Below are 17081 nucleotides of genomic sequence, written 5' to 3'. Positions count from 1 at the left end.
CGGCGAACCCGACACCGGGTGGGGGCGGGACGCCCGGGGCCACCCGGCTGGTATGAAGAACCGCATGAGTAGCCAGCCCGTGTCCACCCAGCCGAGCGCCGACGACGAGGTCGTCGAACTGTGCCGGGACCTGATCCGGATCGACAGCACCAACACCGGGGACCCCGAGACCACCGTCGGCGAGCGGGCCGCCGCGGAGTACGTGGCGGCCAAGCTCGCCGAGGTCGGTGTCGAGGCGCATCTGCGCGAGTCCGCGCCCGGCCGGACGAGTCTGGTCGCCCGGATCCCCGGCACCGACCCGGGTCGGGGCGCCCTGCTGGTGCACGGGCACCTCGACGTCGTACCGGCCGACGCGAGCGAGTGGTCGGTGCACCCGTTCTCCGGCGAGATCGCCGACGGTTACCTCTGGGGCCGGGGCGCCATCGACATGAAGGACTTCGACGCGATGGTGCTCGCGGTGGTCCGCGACTGGCGACGCACCGGGGTACGCCCGCCCCGTGACCTGGTGCTGGCCTTCACCGCCGACGAGGAGGCCGGTGGCGAGTACGGTGCGCACTTCCTGGTCGACCGGCACCCCGAGCTGCTGGAGGGCGCCACCGAGGCGATCGGCGAGGTCGGCGGCTTCTCCTACACGGTCGGCCCGGACCGGCGGCTCTATCTGATCGAGACGGCCGAGAAGGGCCTGGAGTGGCTGCGGCTGCACGCCCGGGGTCGCCCCGGGCACGGCTCCATGGTGCACGACGACAACGCGGTCACCGCGCTGGCCGAGGCGGTGGCCCGGGTCGGCCGGCACCGCTTCCCGGTCGTGGTCACCCCGACCGTCCGGGCCTTCCTGGAGCAGGTCTCCGAGGCGCTCGGCATCGAACTCGACCCGGACGACCCGGAGCTGGCGATCGCCAAGCTGGGGCCGATCGCCAACCTGATCGGCGCGACGATCCGGAACACCGCGAACCCCACCCGGCTGGCCGCCGGCTACAAGGACAACGTGATCCCCAGCCGGGCCAGCGCCACCATCGACTGCCGGAGCCTGCCGGGCCAGTCCGAGTTGCTGATGGAGCAACTGCGCGAGGTGATCGGGCCGGACATCGAGATCGAGCACATCCAGCGGCAGCCGGCGCTGGAGACCACTTTCGACGGTGACCTGGTCGACGCGATGGCGGCGGCGCTGCGGGCCGAGGACCCGGGTGCCCGGCCGGTGCCGTACATGCTCTCCGGCGGCACCGACGCCAAGGCGTTCGCCAAGCTCGGCATCCGCTGCTTCGGCTTCGCGCCGCTGCGGCTCCCCGCCGACCTGAACTTTTCCGCGCTCTTCCACGGCATCGACGAGCGGGTGCCGGTCGACGGACTACAGTTCGGCGTGCGGGTACTCGACCGGTTCCTCCGGCAGAGCTGACCACCCGCCCGCCTGGCACATCCGGCGGCACTCGTCTACGGTTCCCCGGTTGATCCATCCACTTCCGGTTCCACCCAGTCCCGGCCCGTCGAGCCCGGCCCCTGTCGCGGGTCGACTTCCCGCCCGTGTCGCGGTCGGCGGGTCCGGTGACATCGCAGCGAAGGGACAGGCCACACCATGACCGACCAGCACGCCGAGCTGGACGCCGCCCTGGAACGGGTCATCGAGACCGCCCGGGCGCACCTCGCCGCCGTCCGGGCCGCCGAGGGCCGGATCGACGACGATGCCGTCTGGCAGGCGTACGTCGAGCTCAACAACGCGTCGTACGAGTACGACGAGCAACTGCTCGACGCCTTCGGCGAGGTCACGCCGTGGGACGTGGAGTCGATCGACCCGGAGGAGGCGGACGACCGCTTCGGGGTGGGTCTCGGCGGTGTCGACGGCTCCGAGCCGAACGACCCGCACCCGCTGGTCCTCTCGGTACGCCACCGGCGCGACTACCGGGTGCCGAGCGTTGTCGCACTGCTCCGGGTGGCCCAGGCCGCCCGGCGGGCCGCGGTACCGGACGGGGAGGAGGCGCCGGCGGTGGAGGGTGTCGGCGAGGCGGTGCTGGAACTGCTGCAGACCGGGGACGGGTCGCTCGGTGCCCTGGACATCCCGGAGCTGGAGCCGCTCGACGGTGTGGTGATGGTCAGCGAGGTGTCGGTCCCGCTCGACCTGGAGTCCTTCGACGACGAGGACAGCAGCGGGCCGTTCACGCCGGGCGCCGACGACCGGCTCGTCGGCCGGTTGGACGAGCATCCGTTCCTGTCGGACGCCGACGAGGAGACCGAGCAGGCCCGGTAGCGCGGGTCAGTAGGACAGGCCCGGTTGCGACTGGTTGGCCACGCGACGCCGCAGCACCACCTGCCGCGTACCGTCCCGGAACAGTCGCACCCGGGCCAGCTCCCAGCCGGAGAACTCGGCCTGGATCGCCAGTTGCGCCATCGCGGTCTTCCGGTCGACGTTCGGCGGTAACCGTAATGGCGCGTATTCGTAGTCCATGTCCTCTATCCTGCCCAGCCCCGTGGAGGGACACCAGTCCTTCCACGGCGGTGAGCCGCGAGGCGTCTGCTCCGTGCCTAGCTGTCCCGTTCCGGGTAGCCGACCGGCACGGCCGAGACGTCGTCCAGGGCCCGGGTGATCTCCAGCGGCAGCGTCATCCGTTCCACCTGGAGTGCGCCGAGCAGTTGTCCGACGGTCCGGGCGCCGAGGATCGGGGCGACCACCCCGGGCCGGTCCCGCACCCAGGCCAGTGCCACCTCCAGTGGCGACACCCCGAGACCGCCGGCCGCGGTGGCCACCGCCTCGACGATGCTGGAGCAGCGCGGCTCCAGGTAGCGGGCGACGAAGGGTTCGAAGTGCGCCGTGGCGGCCCGGGAGTCGGCCGGGCGGCCGTGCCGGTACTTCCCGGTCAGCACCCCGCGGCCCAGCGGCGACCAGGGCAGCACGCCGAGCCCGAGCCCCTCGCAGGCGGGCAGCAGCTCCCGCTCGATGCCGCGCTCCAGCAGCGAGTACTCCACCTGGGCGGCGACCACCGGGGCCCGGCCGGGAAACGCGGCCTGCCAGGTGGCGGCCTGGGCGGTCTGCCAGCCGGCGAAGTTCGAGACGCCGATGTACCGGACCCGGCCGCTGTTGACCGCGTGGTCCAGTGCGCCGAGGGTCTCCTCCAGCGGGGTGGCCGGGTCGTAGCCGTGCACCTGCCACAGGTCGACGTGGTCGGTGCCGAGCCGGCGCAGGGAGGCGTCCAGGGTGCGCAGCAGATGGCCCCGCGAGGTGTCCCGGCGGCGGCCGGGGCCCGGTCGCAGCCCCGCCTTGGTGGCGATCAGCAGGTCGTCTCGGGGCACCAGGGTGCCGAGCAGCGAGCCGATCACCGCTTCGGCGTCACCGTCGCCGTAGACGTCGGCCGTGTCGACGAGGGTGCCCCCGGCGTCCAGGTAGCTCTTCAATTGGGCGGCAGCGTCGTCCGCATCGGTGTCCCGACCCCAGGTCATGGTGCCGAGCGCGAGCCGGGAAACCGCCAGCCCGCTTCGGCCGAGCGGTCGCTGTTGCATGGTTGAACCTTATTCAGAACATCGCGCCGCCGATATCCTCGCTCCTGCCATCCCGGGCCGGGTTGACCGGTACAAAGCCGACGTCCGGGCACGGGTCCGGCATCGGCGGGTCAGCGGAGGAGAGTCGGGGGTCATTGCGTACCCTGATGCGACCTGCGCCACGGATGGGGGAGAAGAACCAGTGCGACTCGGGCTCAGCCTCGGATACCAGACGGCGTGGAGCACTCCGGCGGACCATCTGGCTCTCGCCCGGGAGGCGGACCGGCTCGGCTACTCGGTGGTCTGGGCGGCGGAGGCGTACGGCTCGGACTCGCCGAGCATGCTGGCCTGGCTGGCCGGTCAGACCGAGCGGATCGACGTCGGCTCGGCGGTGATGCAGATCCCGGCGCGCAGCCCGGCCGCCACCGCGATGACCGCCGCCACCATCGACGCGGTCTCCGGCGGCCGGTTCCGGCTCGGTCTCGGCGTCTCCGGTCCGCAGGTCTCCGAGGGCTGGCACGGGGTGCGGTTCGCCAAGCCGCTGGCCCGGACCCGGGAGTACGTCGACATCGTCAAGCTGGCCATCGCCCGCAAGCCGGTGGAGTACGACGGCGCGCACTACCGCCTGCCGCTGCCGGACGGCCCCGGTAAGGCGCTCCGGCTCGGCTTCCACCCGCCCCGCGAACAGATCCCGATCTACCTGGCCGCGGTCGGCCCGAAGAACCTCGAACTCGCCGGTGAGATCGCCGACGGCTGGCTGGCGATCTTCTTCGCCCCGGAGTTCGCCGCCGAGCAGTTGGCCGCGGTGGCCGCCGGCCGGGCGAAGGTCGGCCGGGAACTCGCCGGTTTCGACGTGGTTCCCAGCGTGCCGGTGGTGGTCGGGGAGGACGTCGCGACCTGCGCCGAGCTGGTCCGCTGGTACGCCGCGCTCTACGTCGGCGGGATGGGCAGCCGGAAGCAGAACTTCTACAACCAGCTCGCCACCCGGATGGGCTACGGCGACGCCGCCCGTGAGGTGCAGGACCTCTACCTGGCGAAGCGGCAGCGCGACGCGGCGGCGGCCGTACCGCTGGAGTTCATCGACCGCACCTCCCTGCTCGGCCCGAAGGAGCGGATCGCCGACCGGATGCGCGATTTCGCGGCGGCCGGGGTCAGCACCCTCTCGGTGACCCTCTTCGCCGCCGACGCGGCCAGCGGCATCCAGACCCTGCGCACCTGCGCCGAGGCGCTGGACCTCGCCGGGGTCGGCGAGTGAACGGGAGGGTGCCAGGGGGCCCGGCGAACCACGGGCGGGCTGCGGTGACGGGTGGGGTGCGCGGGTGAGCTGGATCGAGGCAATCGTCCTGGGAGTCGTCCAGGGCCTCACCGAGTTCCTGCCGATCAGTTCGTCCGGGCACCTGCGGATCACCTCGGCGATCTTCTTCGACCAGGACGCGGGTGCGTCGTTCACCGCGGTCACCCAGCTCGGCACCGAAGCCGCCGTGCTGCTCTACTTCGCCAAGGACATCTGGCGGATCAGCCGGGTCTGGGTGGTCGGGATCTGGGACCCCTCGGTCCGGTCGAGTCTCGACTACCGGATGGGCTGGTACGTGATCATCGGCTCGATCCCGATCGGGTTCTTCGGCTTCCTGTTCAAGGACCAGATCCGCACCGCCGCCCGGAACCTGTGGCTGGTCGCCACCACGTTGATCGTCTTCGCCTTCGTGCTCGCCTTCGCCGAGTACTGGGGCCGGCAGACCCGGCGGCTGGAGAACTTCACCCTCCGCGACGGCATCGTGATGGGCTTCGCCCAGGCGATGGCGCTGATCCCCGGGGTGTCCCGGTCCGGCGGCACGCTGACCGCCGGGCTCTTCCTCAACCTGACCCGGGAGGCCGCGGCCCGGTACTCGTTCCTGCTCGCCATCCCGGCGGTGGTGATGTCCGGGATCTTCAGCCTGCCGGACGTCTTCGACACCTCCGGCGGCGGCTCGATCCCGACCCCGGCGCAGATGATCGTGGCCACGGTGATCGCCTTCGGCGTCGGGTACGCCGCCATCGCCTGGCTGCTGCGCTATGTCACGCACCACACGCTCTACGTCTTCGTGCTCTACCGGGTGGCGCTGGGCAGCCTCGTACTTGCCCTGCTGCTCACCGGCACGATCAGCGCCACCTGACCCGGCCGAGCGGGACGCGAGCCGAAGTTCCGCTTCGCGCGGGTACGGCTGCCCGGCCGGGGCGGTTGCGGGGCAGACCCGTCGGCTCCGGCCGGCGCCCCGACGGCCGGAACGTAGGGTGTGGTCGTGGCGACCCTTCTGCTCCTCCGGCATGGCCGGACCACGGCGAACGCGGACGGCGGCCTGGCCGGACGGCAACCCGTCGAACTCGACGAGACCGGCCGGGCCCAGGCGGTGGCGGTGGGTGGGCGGCTGCGCGCGATCCCGCTGGCGGCGGTGGTGACCAGCCCGCTGGTCCGGTGCCGGCAGACCCTGGAGCTGGCGCTGCCCGATGTCGCACCGGTGGTCGAGAACGGACTGGTCGAGTGCGACTACGGCACCTGGCAGGGCCAGCCGCTGAAGAAGCTGGCCAAGGATCCACTGTGGCAGGTGGTGCAGCAGCACCCGAGCGCCGCCGTCTTTCCCGATGGGGAGTCCATGGCCCAGATGGCGGCCCGGGCGGTCGAGGCGGTACGCCGCTGGGATGCCCGGATCACCGCCGAGCACGGGCCGGAGGCGGTCTGGCTGGCGTGCAGCCACGGTGACGTGATCAAGGCCATCGTGGCGGACGCGATGGGCGTACACCTGGACCAGTTCCAGCGGATCGTGGCCGATCCCGGCTCGGTGACCGGGATCCGCTACACCCCGGTCCGCCCCTTCCTGCTGCGGCTCAACGACACCGGCGGCGACCTGACCGGCCTGGTTCCGCCACGTCCCAGCCGGGGCCGCCGCTCCCGCGCGGTCTCCTCGGACGCGGCGGTCGGCGGTGGCGTGGGAGCGGCCGGTGCCGGATCGGCGGCCCCGGACGGCGCCGCCACCCGCTCCCGCGCGGTCGCCCCGGAGGCTACCGCCGGCCCGGCCGCGTCCGGTGCCGGCCCGGCCGCCGCCGAAGGGCGGAAACGGTGACCGGGCGGCCGGACCGGATCGGCCCGGATGGTGGGGCGACATCGGCCGACCCGGGGCGTACGGTGATTCGGGTCGGTGGGCTGCGCGCTGTGCTATCCGGCCGGATAGGGTCGTGGGTATGACCCACCAGGTGCACGCATTCGAGCCGCCCGAGCGGTTCGTCGCCGGAACTGTGGGTCCGCCGGGTGAGCGGACGTTCTTCCTCCAGGCGCGCGGCGGGGGCCGGTTGGTCAGCGTCGCGTTGGAGAAGGTCCAGGTCTCGCTGCTGGCCGAGAAGCTGGAGGAGCTGCTGACCGAGGCGCATCGCCGCTTCGGCGTCGAGCTGCCCGAGCCGCCTCCGGTCACCTCGGACAACGAGCCACTGGACACGCCGGTCGACGAGGAGTTCCGGGTCGGCACCCTCGGCCTGGCCTTCGACGTGGACACCGCCACTGTGGTGATCGAGGCGATCGCGGCCGGGGAGGCCGAGGCGGAGGTCGAACTCGGCGGTGCCGAAGAGGCAGACGAGGCGGACGAGGACGACGAGGAGCCGGACGACGACCTCGACCGGCTGCGGGTCCGGTTGACTCCCCAGGCGACGCGGGAGTTCATCGAGCGGGCCCGCCGGGTGGTGGCGGCCGGCCGGCCGCCGTGCCCGCTCTGCGGTCAGCCGCTCGACCCGGCCGGGCACCTCTGTCCCCGACACAACGGCTACCACCGGTGACCGTCGCCGTGGCGCGGCCGGGACCGGACCGGTGACCTCCTCCGAGCTGCGGCCAGTGCTGGACGAGAGCGTCGCCCTGCGCCTCCTGGAGGCGGGCGAATTCGAGCTGGAGGGCCGGTTGCTCGACGCCTCCAACACGACCCTGCGCGGGTTCCTGACCCTGGACGGGCTCACCGCCCGCTGCGTCTACAAGCCGATCCGGGGCGAGCGGCCGCTCTGGGACTTCCCGGACGGCACACTGGCCGGTCGGGAGGTCTCCGCCTACCTGCTCTCCCGGGCGACCGGGTGGGACCTGGTCCCGCCGACGGTGCTCCGGGACGGTCCGCTCGGGTCCGGCGCCTGCCAGCTCTGGATCGACGAGCCGGAGCAGGCCGAGCCGCTGGTCGGGTTCGTGCCGGCCGGGAGCCTGCCGGACCGGTGGTTCCGGGTCGCGGGCGCCCGCGACGAGGATGGCGCCCCGTTCGCCCTCGCGCACGCCGACGACCCCCGGCTGGCCCGGCTCGCCGTGCTGGACGCGGTGATCAACAACGCGGATCGCAAGGGCGGGCACGTGCTCGTCGGGGCGGACGACCGGATCTACGGCGTCGACCACGGCGTATGCTTCCACGCCGAGGACAAGCTCCGGACGGTGCTGTGGGGCTGGTCGCGGCGGGATCTGCCGCCGGACGCCCTGGAGATGTTGACCGGGCTGGCCGGAGGGCTGGCTGGCCCGCTGGGGGAGAGCCTGGCCGAGCACCTGACGATCGGCGAGGTCGCCGCGCTGGCGCGCCGGGTCGACCGGTTGCTGGCGGCGGCCCGATTCCCGGAGCCCTCCGAGGAGTGGCCTGCCATCCCCTGGCCGCCGATCTGACCCTCGCCGGCGGCAGCCTCGCCGGCGGCAGCCTCGCCGGCCGTCGGCCGTCGGCCGCTGCCGTTCCGGGCCGCGGAACGCCGCCCGGGTGCTCCTGTCGTTCTGATCACCCCTCCGGTCGAGCCCGGGTCCGGGTCGGCCGGGCTGACTAGGCTGGTGACCATGGAAACCTGGATGGGTCACGAGATTCCGCGGCTGCCGGGCAGGGGACCCCAACTCGCTCTTTACGACTCGGCGCGCCGCGGCGTGCACCCGACCCGCCCGTCCGGGCCGGCGACGCTGTACGTCTGCGGGATCACCCCGTACGACGCGACCCATCTGGGGCACGCCGCCACGATGATCGCCTTCGACCTCGTACAGCGGGCGTGGCGGGACGGCGGCCATCCGGTCAGGTACGTGCAGAACGTCACCGACATCGACGACCCGCTGCTCGAGCGCGCCGCACGGGACGGCGAGGACTGGGTGGTCCTGGCGATGCGGGAGACCGCGCTGTTCCGGGAGGACATGGAGGCGCTGCGGATGATCCCGCCCGCCCACTACGTCGGCGCCGTGGAGTCGATTCCGGCGATCGCGGAGCAGGTCCGGGTGCTGCTGGACGACGGGGCGGGGTACCGGCTCGACGACGGCACCGGGGACGTCTACTTCGACATCTCCGCCGCGCCCCGGTTCGGCTACGAGTCCAACCTCTCCCGGGCCGAGATGCTCGACTACTTCGCCGAGCGGGGCGGGGATCCGGACCGGGCCGGCAAGCGGGACCGGCTCGACCCGCTGCTCTGGCGGGGGGCCCGGGACGGCGAGCCGGCGTGGGAGGGCGGCCCGCTCGGTCCCGGCCGGCCGGGCTGGCACATCGAGTGCGCGGTGATCGCGATGTCGCTGCTCGGTGACACCATCGACGTCCAGGGCGGTGGCAACGACCTGACCTTCCCGCACCACGAGTGTTCGGCGGCGCACGCCGAGCGGCTGACCGGGGTGGAGCCGTTCGCCAGGCACTACGTGCATGCCGGGATGATCGGCCTGGACGGCGAGAAGATGTCGAAGTCGAAGGGAAACCTGGTCTTCGTCTCCCGGCTCCGGGCCGACCACGTGGACCCGATGGCGGTGCGGCTGGCACTGCTCGCCGGCCACTACCGCACCGATCGGGAGTGGACCGACGACCTGCTCAAGGAGGGCACGACGCGGCTGGCCCGATGGCGGGAGGCCGCCGCGGCGCCGTCCGGGCCCGCCGGTCCGGACCTGCTGGCACGGGTACGCGAGCGGCTCGCCGACGACCTGGACACGCCGGGCGTGCTGGCCGTGGTGGACCGCTGGGCGGATGCCGCGCTCGCCGGGTCCGGCACCGACCCGGCCGCGCCGGACCTGATGGCCGCCACCGTCGACGCCCTGCTCGGGATCAAGCTGTAGTCGCCCGCGTGGTCCCGCCCGCCGCCAGCGCCGTTGCCGGGGCGCCGCCCGCGTGGTCCCGCCCGCCGTCAGCGCAGCGACCGGCGGGCGGGTGCCGCTCAGCCCAGCACCAGTCCCGGGTCCGGGTCGGGCTCCGACGCCGGGCCAGGGACCTGGTACTGCTCGGTCAGCGTGGTCATCGGGCCGGGCCAGGTCGCCTGGGCCACCTCGATCGGCCGGTGGCTGGCGTCGTAGGCGACGTGCAGCAGGTGTAGCACCGGGGTGTCCGGGCGGATCTGCAGGATCTCCGCCTCCTCCCGGCTCGGCTGCCGGGCGCTGATCTGGTCGGTCGCCGAGACGTAGCGCCGGCCGATCGCCTCTTCGGCCTCCTGGTAGAGCGGTCGGCCGTACGCCTCCATCCGTTCCAGGCTGGTGCCGGCGGCATCGGCGGTACGGAACCAGGAGGCGCCGACCTCCACCGGCACCTCCTCGGTGCGGACCAGGTGCCGCCGGACGATCAGTTCGGTGCCGTCCGGCACCCCGAACGCGTCGGCCACCTCGGGCGGGGCCGGTGCCCGGCCGACCTGTACCAACTGCTGCCGGTACCGGGCGGCGAGGTCGGCGTGGTAGCCACGGTGGCCGCCGTACCGGCCCCGGGAGAGCCGGTTGAGCCGGCGCCGGGTGCCCCGGACGTACGTGCCGGAGCCCGGCTTGGTGATGAGGACACCCTCCACCCGGAGCTGGTCGATGGCGCGTTGCACGGTCTGCTTCGCCACCCCGAACATCTCGGCGATGGCCGGGATGGACGGCAGTCGCTCACCCGCCGCCCAGTCACCGGCCCGGATCCGTGCCCGCAACTGCGCGGCGATTTGCCGGTGGGGAAACTCGGCCGCTCCCGGATTGATCTGCACCACTACCCCCATCATGATCCATCGCCACAGCACTAGGTTCCTAGGATGCCGTACGAAGTGTGTGCCGGGCAACCGGAACAGACACCGCCACAGTCAGAAATCGGTTGGGTCACGCCGGCCCGGGTTGCCCCGCAGCCGCCGGCTCAGCGAACGGCGGGGCGTCGGGAGCCGGCGGAGGTCACCAGGAGCCCGCGGTCGGGCCGGCCGAGCCGCCGCGACGGCGCAGGTACTTCTCGAACTCCTGGGCGATCTCGTCGCCGGTCAGCGGCTGGATGCCGGCGTCGCCGACCCGTTCCTCCAGCTCGCGGACGTACTCGCCGAGTTCGGCGTCCTGCTCGGCGGCGGTGCGGACCCGCTGCTCCCACTCGGCGGCCTCCTCGGCCAGGTCCGACATCGGAACGGGCAGGTCGAGCACCTCCTCGACGCGGTGCAGCAGGGCCAGGGTCGCCTTCGGACAGGGCGGGTTGTTGGCGTAGTGCGGGACGTGCACCCAGAACGACACGGCGTCGACCTCGGCCCGGGTGGCGGCGTCGTGCAGTACCCCGACGATCCCGGTCGGGCCGTCGTAGCGGGTCGGGGTGAGCTGGTAGCGCTCGGCGGCGTCCTTGTCCGAGGCGCTGCCGCTGATCGGCAGGGGGCGGGTGTATGGCACGTCGGCCAGGAGCGCGCCGAGCAGCACGACGCGGTTGATCTCCAGGCTGTGGCAGAGCTCCAGCACCTGCTCGCAGAAGGTGCGCCAGCGCATGCTCGGCTCGATGCCCCGGATCAGCACCACGTCCCGGTCCGTACCGTCCGGGCTGGCCCGCATGAACCGGGTGGTCGGCCACTCGACCCGGCGGGTCTCGCCGTCGGCCATCGTGATCGTCGGTCGGCTCACCTGGAAGTCGTAGAACTCCTCCGGATCCAGTTCGGTGATCTGGCGTGCCTGCCACACCTGTTCCAGGTGTTCGACCGCAGCGGTGGAGGCGTCGGCCGCGTCGTTCCAGCCCTCGAAGGCGGCGATCGCGACCGGCGAGCGCAGCATGGGCAGCCCGTCGAACTCGGTCACGCCCTACCCCCAGCGTGCGTGCCACGGCCGAGCCGGGCGGTCCGGAGCCGTCCGGTGGTGCGCGCTGTGTGCCTGGTGCTGCCGTCCCTGTTGTCCCTCACGTCCGTCAGCCTACGTCCCTGATTCGGATGTGGCCCGCCGGCCGCGCCGGCTCGGCCCGCCGGGGGCGGGTCCCGGCGGCCGCCCTCGACGGGGCAGCTCGGGACATCCAGGACGGAACGGGCGATTGCCCGGCGGAGCGTACGTTGCGGAACGGTACGCCTACCTGCGACAACCGGATCGCCGCCCGGACTAGCCTGGAGCTGTGCCGACTCCGCTACGTGACGCGCTCGGCGGCCGGGTGCTGGTCGCCGACGGCGCGATGGGGACGATGTTGCAGGCGGCCGAGCTGAGCCTGGACGACTTCGAGGGCCACGAGGGGTGCAACGAGATCCTCAACGTGAGCCGCCCCGACGTCGTCCGGTCGGTGCACGAGGCTTACCTGGCGGCCGGGGCGGACTGTGTCGAGACGAACACCTTCGGCACCAACCTCTCCGCCCTGCGGGAGTACGGCATCGCGCACCGGATAGCCGAGCTGGCCGAGGCGGGCGCCCGGCTGGCCCGGCAGGCCGCCGACGCGGCGGCCACCCCGGACCGGCCCCGGTACGTGCTCGGTGCGATGGGACCGGGCACCAAGCTGCCGACCCTGGGACACCTCGGCTATCCGGAGCTGCGCGACGCGTACCAGCGCAACGCGGCCGGGCTGATCGCCGGCGGCGCGGACGGGCTGATCGTGGAGACCTGCCAGGACCTGCTCCAGGTCCGGGCGGCGGTGGTCGGGGCCCGCCGGGCGCTGGCCGAGACGGGCCGGGATCTGCCGGTGATCTGCCACGTCACGGTCGAGACCACCGGCACGATGCTGCTGGGCAGCGAGATCGGCGCGGCGCTGACCGCGCTGGAGCCGCTCGGCATCGACCTGATCGGGCTCAACTGTGCCACCGGTCCGGCCGAGATGACCGAACACCTGCGCTACCTCTCCCGGCACTCCCGGATCCCGCTGTCGGTGATGCCGAACGCCGGGCTGCCGGAGCTGACCGCCGACGGGGCCCGCTATCCGCTGACCCCGGACGAACTGGCCGACGCGCTGGCCGGCTTCGTGCACGACTACGGGCTGACCCTGGTCGGCGGCTGCTGCGGCACCACCCCGGAGCACATCCGGGCGGTGCTGGACCGGCTGGGTGAGACGGTGGCACCGCCCCGGGAGCCGGCGCCGGAGCCGGGGGTGGCCAGCCTCTACCACCAGGTGCCGTTCGCCCAGGACGCCAGCGTGCTGATGGTCGGCGAACGCACCAACGCCAACGGCTCGAAGGCGTTCCGGGAGGCGATGCTGGCCGGGGACTGGCAGGCGTGCGTGGAGATCGCCCGGAGCCAGGCCCGGGACGGGTCGCACCTGCTCGACCTCTGCGTCGACTACGTCGGCCGGGACGGCGTACGCGACATGCGGGAGATCGCGGGCCGGTTCGCCACCGCGTCGACGCTGCCGATCATGCTGGACTCGACGGAGCCGGCGGTGATCGAAGCCGGACTGGAGATGCTCGGCGGCCGGTGCGTGGTCAACTCGGTGAACTTCGAGGACGGCGACGGCCCCGACTCCCGGTACGCCCGGGTGCTGCCGCTGGTCCGCGAGCACGGGGCCGCGGTGGTGGCGTTGACCATCGACGAGGAGGGTCAGGCCCGGACGGCCGAGTGGAAGGTCAGGGTGGCGTCCCGGCTCATCGACGACCTCACCGGCCGGTGGGGCATCGACCGCCGGGACATCCTGGTCGACTGCCTCACCTTCCCGATCGCCACCGGCCAGGAGGAGACCCGCCGGGACGGTGTCGAGACGATCGAGGCGATCCGGGAGATCACCCGCCGCTATCCCGGGGTCAACTTCACGCTCGGCGTCTCGAACGTCTCCTTCGGGCTGAACCCGGCGGCCCGGCAGGTGCTCAACTCGGTCTTCCTGCACGAGTGCGTGCAGGCCGGCCTGACCAGCGCCATCGTGCACGCCAGCAAGATCCTGCCGATGGCCAGGATCCCGGACGAGCAGCGCGAGGCGGCGCTTGACCTGATCTACGACCGGCGCCAGCCCGGCCACGACCCGGTGGCGCGGTTCATCGAGCTCTTCGAGGGGGTCGACGCCGCCGCGGCCCGGGCCAGCAGGGCGGAGGAACTCGCCGCGCTCCCGGTCGACGAGCGGCTGAAACGGCGGGTGGTCGACGGTGAACGCAACGGCCTGGAAGCCGACCTGGACGAGGCGCTGACCACCAGGTCGGCATTGACCATCATCAACGAGCTGCTGCTCGACGGGATGAAGGTGGTCGGCGAGCTGTTCGGCGCCGGCCAGATGCAGTTGCCGTTCGTGCTCCAGTCGGCCGAGGTGATGAAGGCCGCGGTGGGCCATCTCGAACCGCACATGGAGAAGACCGACGACGGCGGCAAGGGTCGGATCGTGCTGGCGACCGTCAAGGGCGACGTGCACGACATCGGCAAGAACCTGGTGGACATCATCCTCTCCAACAACGGCTACGACGTGGTCAACATCGGGATCAAGCAGCCGATCGCGGCCATCCTGGAGGCCGCCGAGGAGCACGCCGCGGACGCCGTCGGGATGTCCGGCCTGCTGGTGAAGAGCACCGTGGTGATGCGGGAGAACCTGGCCGAGATGGCGGCCCGGGGTGTCGCGGGGCGTTGGCCGGTGCTGCTCGGCGGTGCGGCGCTGACCCGGTCGTACGTCGAGGACGACCTCCGGTCGGCGTACCCGGGTGAGGTGCACTACGCCCGGGACGCCTTCGAGGGACTGTCCCTGATGGACCGACTGATGGCGGCGAAGCGGGGCGGTGCCCCGGTGGTCGACGCCGGGCGGGAGGCGGCGCTGGCCGCCCGGCGGGCCCGCCGGGAGCGGCAGCGGACCCGGACCGCCGCGGCGCTGCCGGAGCTGACCGACGACTCGGTCCGCTCGGACGTGGCCACCGACGTCGCGGTGCCGACGCCGCCGTTCCACGGCACCCGGGTCGTCAAGGGCATCCCGCTGGCCGACTACGCGGCCCTGCTCGACGAGCGGGCGACCTTCCTCGGCCAGTGGGGCCTGCGCGGGTCGCGCGGCGGCTCCGGGCCGAGCTACGAGGAGCTGGTGGAGACCGAGGGGCGGCCCCGGCTGCGCGCCTGGCTGGACCGGCTCGCCGCCGACCGGGTACTGGAGGCGGCGGTGGTCTACGGCTACTTCCCGGCCTACTCCGACGGCAACGACCTGGTGCTGCTCGACGAGCGGACGGAGGCCGAACGGGCCCGGTTCAGTTTCCCCCGGCAGCGGCAGGAGCGCCGGCTCTGCCTGGCCGACTTCTTCCGGCCCCGGGGTGACCGGCTCGACGTCGTGGCGCTGCAACTGGTCACCGTCGGGCAGCCGATCAGCGAGTATGCCGCGAAGCTCTTCGCCGGGGACGAGTACCGCGACTACCTGGAGGTGCACGGCCTGTCGGTGCAGCTCACCGAGGCGCTCGCCGAGTACTGGCACCGCCGGATCCGGGCCGAGCTGACCCTGCCCGACGGCCGTACGGTGGCCGACGACGACCCGGCCGACCTCGCCGGGCTGCTGCGTACCGACTACCGGGGCTGCCGGTACGCGTTCGGTTATCCGGCCTGCCCCGACCTGACCGACCGGGCGAAGCTGGTCGACCTGCTCGGCGCGGAACGGATCGGTGTCCGGCTCTCCGAGGGATACCAGCTCGTGCCGGAGCAGGCGACCGACGCCATCGTGGTGCACCACCCGGAGGCCAGCTACTTCAACGCCAGGTAGGCCGCCAGCCCGCGCGGGTGCCGGGTCTCCGGTCGCCGGCCGGGTAGGGGTTTGCCGGGCCGACCATCCTGGGAAGTGTTCTGGTCCGTCGACCCTGTGGGAGGCCGGGATGCGTCCGAGGCGCCGTACCGACCGGTTCTGGCCGCTGCTCGCGCTGATCGTGACGCTGGTCGTCGCGGGAGCCTGCTTTGCCGGCGGGCCGGGTGAGGACGATCCGCCGGTGCCGGATGATCGGGCCACCTCCGCGGGCGACAGCGCCGGCGCCGACGGCACCATGACCGTCGACGAGTTTCAGCGCGACATCGAGGGTGCGGTACGGGTCGCCGAGGAGTACTGGACGGGGCGGTTCGAGGCGTCGGGGGAGCGGTTCCGGCCGATCCGCCGGGTTATCGCCTACCAGCGGGACGGCGAGGTCGACTGTGCCGGGCAGGGACTGCCGCGCAACAACGCCGTCTACTGCGCGGCGGGCGACTTCATCGCGTACGACGTCAACTGGGCCGTCGCCGCCTTCCGTCAGATCGGCGACGCGTTCCTGTTCTACCTGCTCGGCCACGAGTACGCGCACGGTGTGCAGGTGCGGCTCGGCATCCGCTACAGCTTCACCATCCAGCAGGAGCTGCAGGCCGACTGCATGGCCGGGGCGTACCTCGGGGACTCGGTGCGGTCCCGTGCGTTGACGATCGAGGACGGCGACCTCGACGAGCTCGGTGCCGGTCTGCGAGCGGTCGCCGACGATCCGGGCCAGCCGTGGTTCGCCGAGGGGGCGCACGGCACCGCGCGGCAGCGCACCGACGCGTTCTTCGCCGGGTACCGGCGCTCGCTGGACGCCTGCGACCTTTCCTGAGCCGTCCAGTGACTGGCCGGTCCGTCGACGGAGCCGTCCGGTACGGCGCCCGCTGAGGCATCCGCCACACTTCAAGGGCGGTTCCTGGGAGATCGTCCGCCCGCGTTGGCAGGATCGGAGCCGGCAGCTCGCGTTCGATCCGGGAGGCAACCCTGAACAGCCAGCATCTCGCCGCGGTGCTCTTCGACATGGACGGCACGCTGGTGGACAGCGAGCGGTTGTGGGACATCGGGCTCCAGGAACTCGCCGCGCACTACGGCGGCACGCTCTCCGAGGCCGCCCGGCTCGCCATGGTCGGCACGGACATGGCCGTGTCGATGGAGCTCCTGCACCGTGACCTGGACCAGCCGTGGCGTGACCCGGTGGTCAGCGCCGCCTGGGTCGACCGGCGGGTCGGCGAGCTGTTCCTGACCGACCTGAGGTGGCGGCCGGGGGCGCTGGCCCTGGTGACGGCGGTACGTGCCGCCGCGGTGCCGGCCGCGCTGGTCACCTCGACCCGACGCGCGGTGGTGGAGATCGCGCTGGAGACGCTCGGTCGGGACACCTTCGACGTGGTGGTCTGCGGTGACGAGGTGGCCGCCACGAAGCCGGATCCGCAGCCGTACCTGACGGCGGCCCGGCTGCTGGACGTGCCGGTCTCCCGCTGCGTGGCGATCGAGGACTCGCCGACCGGGGTGGCCAGCGCGCTCGCGGCCGGAGCCGCCGTCCTCGCGGTGCCGCACGCGGTGCCGATCGACCCGGCCGACGGCGTACGCCTGCTGGAGACGCTGACCGGGGTGGACCTGGACCTGCTCTCCGGCCTGGTCGCCCCGCTCGACCTGTCCCGCTGACCACCCCGCGTCGCTCCCGACACGGCCGGCGACCCCGGTGCACGGCACCGAGCCGGGAGCGCGGCCGGGGGCGGCGCCCGTCCCGACGCCGCCCCCGGCCCTGCCACCCATGGCCGCCCCCACGGCCGTGGGCCG

14 protein-coding genes and 1 pseudogene are annotated in these 17081 nt (G+C 72.9%); 11 read left to right on the top strand and 4 right to left on the bottom strand.

The window, feature by feature from the left end; translation table 11 throughout:
- Positions 1-64 precede the first annotated feature (64 nt).
- Positions 65-1393, top strand: coding sequence for a M20/M25/M40 family metallo-hydrolase (locus ABNF97_RS19380; protein ID WP_349339334.1), 1329 nt, complete (start codon positions 65-67; stop codon positions 1391-1393).
- Positions 1394-1570: 177 nt separating this feature from the next.
- Positions 1571-2239, top strand: a complete 669-nt coding sequence (locus tag ABNF97_RS19375; RefSeq protein ID WP_130463077.1) for a hypothetical protein — start codon at positions 1571-1573, stop codon at positions 2237-2239.
- A 6-nt stretch (positions 2240-2245) separates the two neighbouring features.
- Here the strand turns inward: ABNF97_RS19375 and ABNF97_RS19370 are convergent, their stop codons facing one another.
- A complete protein-coding gene (locus ABNF97_RS19370) occupies positions 2246-2437 on the bottom strand; it encodes a DUF5703 family protein (RefSeq protein ID WP_101366076.1) in 192 nt (63 codons plus the stop codon).
- A gap of 77 nt (positions 2438-2514) precedes the next feature.
- Positions 2515-3486 (bottom strand): aldo/keto reductase, encoded by a 972-nt coding sequence (locus ABNF97_RS19365; RefSeq protein WP_130463076.1) that lies wholly within the window; start codon positions 3484-3486, stop codon positions 2515-2517.
- Positions 3487-3667: 181 nt separating this feature from the next.
- Between ABNF97_RS19365 and ABNF97_RS19360 the strand changes: the two genes are divergently transcribed.
- The 6 genes and pseudogenes from ABNF97_RS19360 to mshC all read left to right on the top strand — a co-directional run bounded on the left by ABNF97_RS19360 (position 3668) and on the right by mshC (position 9517).
- A complete protein-coding gene (locus ABNF97_RS19360) occupies positions 3668-4720 on the top strand; it encodes an LLM class F420-dependent oxidoreductase (protein ID WP_349339333.1) in 1053 nt (350 codons plus the stop codon).
- A gap of 64 nt (positions 4721-4784) precedes the next feature.
- Positions 4785-5618, top strand: a complete 834-nt coding sequence (locus tag ABNF97_RS19355) for an undecaprenyl-diphosphate phosphatase (protein WP_130463074.1) — start codon at positions 4785-4787, stop codon at positions 5616-5618.
- Between the two features lie 126 nt (positions 5619-5744).
- Positions 5745-6437 (top strand): annotated as a pseudogene (locus ABNF97_RS19350) (histidine phosphatase family protein); the annotation flags it as partial.
- A gap of 244 nt (positions 6438-6681) precedes the next feature.
- On the top strand, positions 6682-7266 hold the full coding sequence (locus tag ABNF97_RS19345; RefSeq protein ID WP_130463072.1) for a DUF3090 family protein: 585 nt from the start codon (positions 6682-6684) through the stop codon (positions 7264-7266).
- Between the two features lie 31 nt (positions 7267-7297).
- Positions 7298-8116, top strand: a complete 819-nt coding sequence (locus ABNF97_RS19340) for an SCO1664 family protein (protein WP_502930520.1) — start codon at positions 7298-7300, stop codon at positions 8114-8116.
- 162 nt (positions 8117-8278) lie between these two features.
- Complete coding sequence (gene mshC / locus ABNF97_RS19335) at positions 8279-9517, top strand: cysteine--1-D-myo-inosityl 2-amino-2-deoxy-alpha-D-glucopyranoside ligase (protein WP_349339331.1); 1239 nt, start codon at positions 8279-8281, stop codon at positions 9515-9517.
- A gap of 98 nt (positions 9518-9615) precedes the next feature.
- On the opposite strand, the gene ABNF97_RS19330 is transcribed toward mshC, so the two are convergent.
- Positions 9616-10407, bottom strand: coding sequence for a UTRA domain-containing protein (locus tag ABNF97_RS19330; RefSeq protein WP_130466016.1), 792 nt, complete (start codon positions 10405-10407; stop codon positions 9616-9618).
- A 178-nt stretch (positions 10408-10585) separates the two neighbouring features.
- On the bottom strand, positions 10586-11455 hold the full coding sequence (locus ABNF97_RS19325) for a PAC2 family protein (protein WP_130463069.1): 870 nt from the start codon (positions 11453-11455) through the stop codon (positions 10586-10588).
- A 304-nt stretch (positions 11456-11759) separates the two neighbouring features.
- Here ABNF97_RS19325 and metH point away from each other — a divergent pair, with 304 nt between their 5' ends.
- The 3 genes from metH to ABNF97_RS19310 all read left to right on the top strand — a co-directional run bounded on the left by metH (position 11760) and on the right by ABNF97_RS19310 (position 16946).
- Entirely contained in the window at positions 11760-15272 is a 3513-nt protein-coding gene (gene metH, locus ABNF97_RS19320; RefSeq protein ID WP_349339330.1) for a methionine synthase, read from the top strand.
- Positions 15273-15381: 109 nt separating this feature from the next.
- The gene (locus ABNF97_RS19315) at positions 15382-16116 is read left to right on the top strand and encodes a neutral zinc metallopeptidase (protein WP_349339329.1); all 735 of its coding nucleotides are present in this window, start codon (positions 15382-15384) and stop codon (positions 16114-16116) included.
- 176 nt (positions 16117-16292) lie between these two features.
- Positions 16293-16946 (top strand): HAD family hydrolase, encoded by a 654-nt coding sequence (locus ABNF97_RS19310; RefSeq protein ID WP_349339328.1) that lies wholly within the window; start codon positions 16293-16295, stop codon positions 16944-16946.
- Positions 16947-17081 lie beyond the last annotated feature (135 nt).

The sequence above is a fragment of the Plantactinospora sp. B6F1 genome (assembly GCF_040120695.1).
Classification (GTDB): domain Bacteria; phylum Actinomycetota; class Actinomycetes; order Mycobacteriales; family Micromonosporaceae; genus Plantactinospora.
This window is presented reverse-complemented; position numbering and strand designations above follow the sequence as displayed.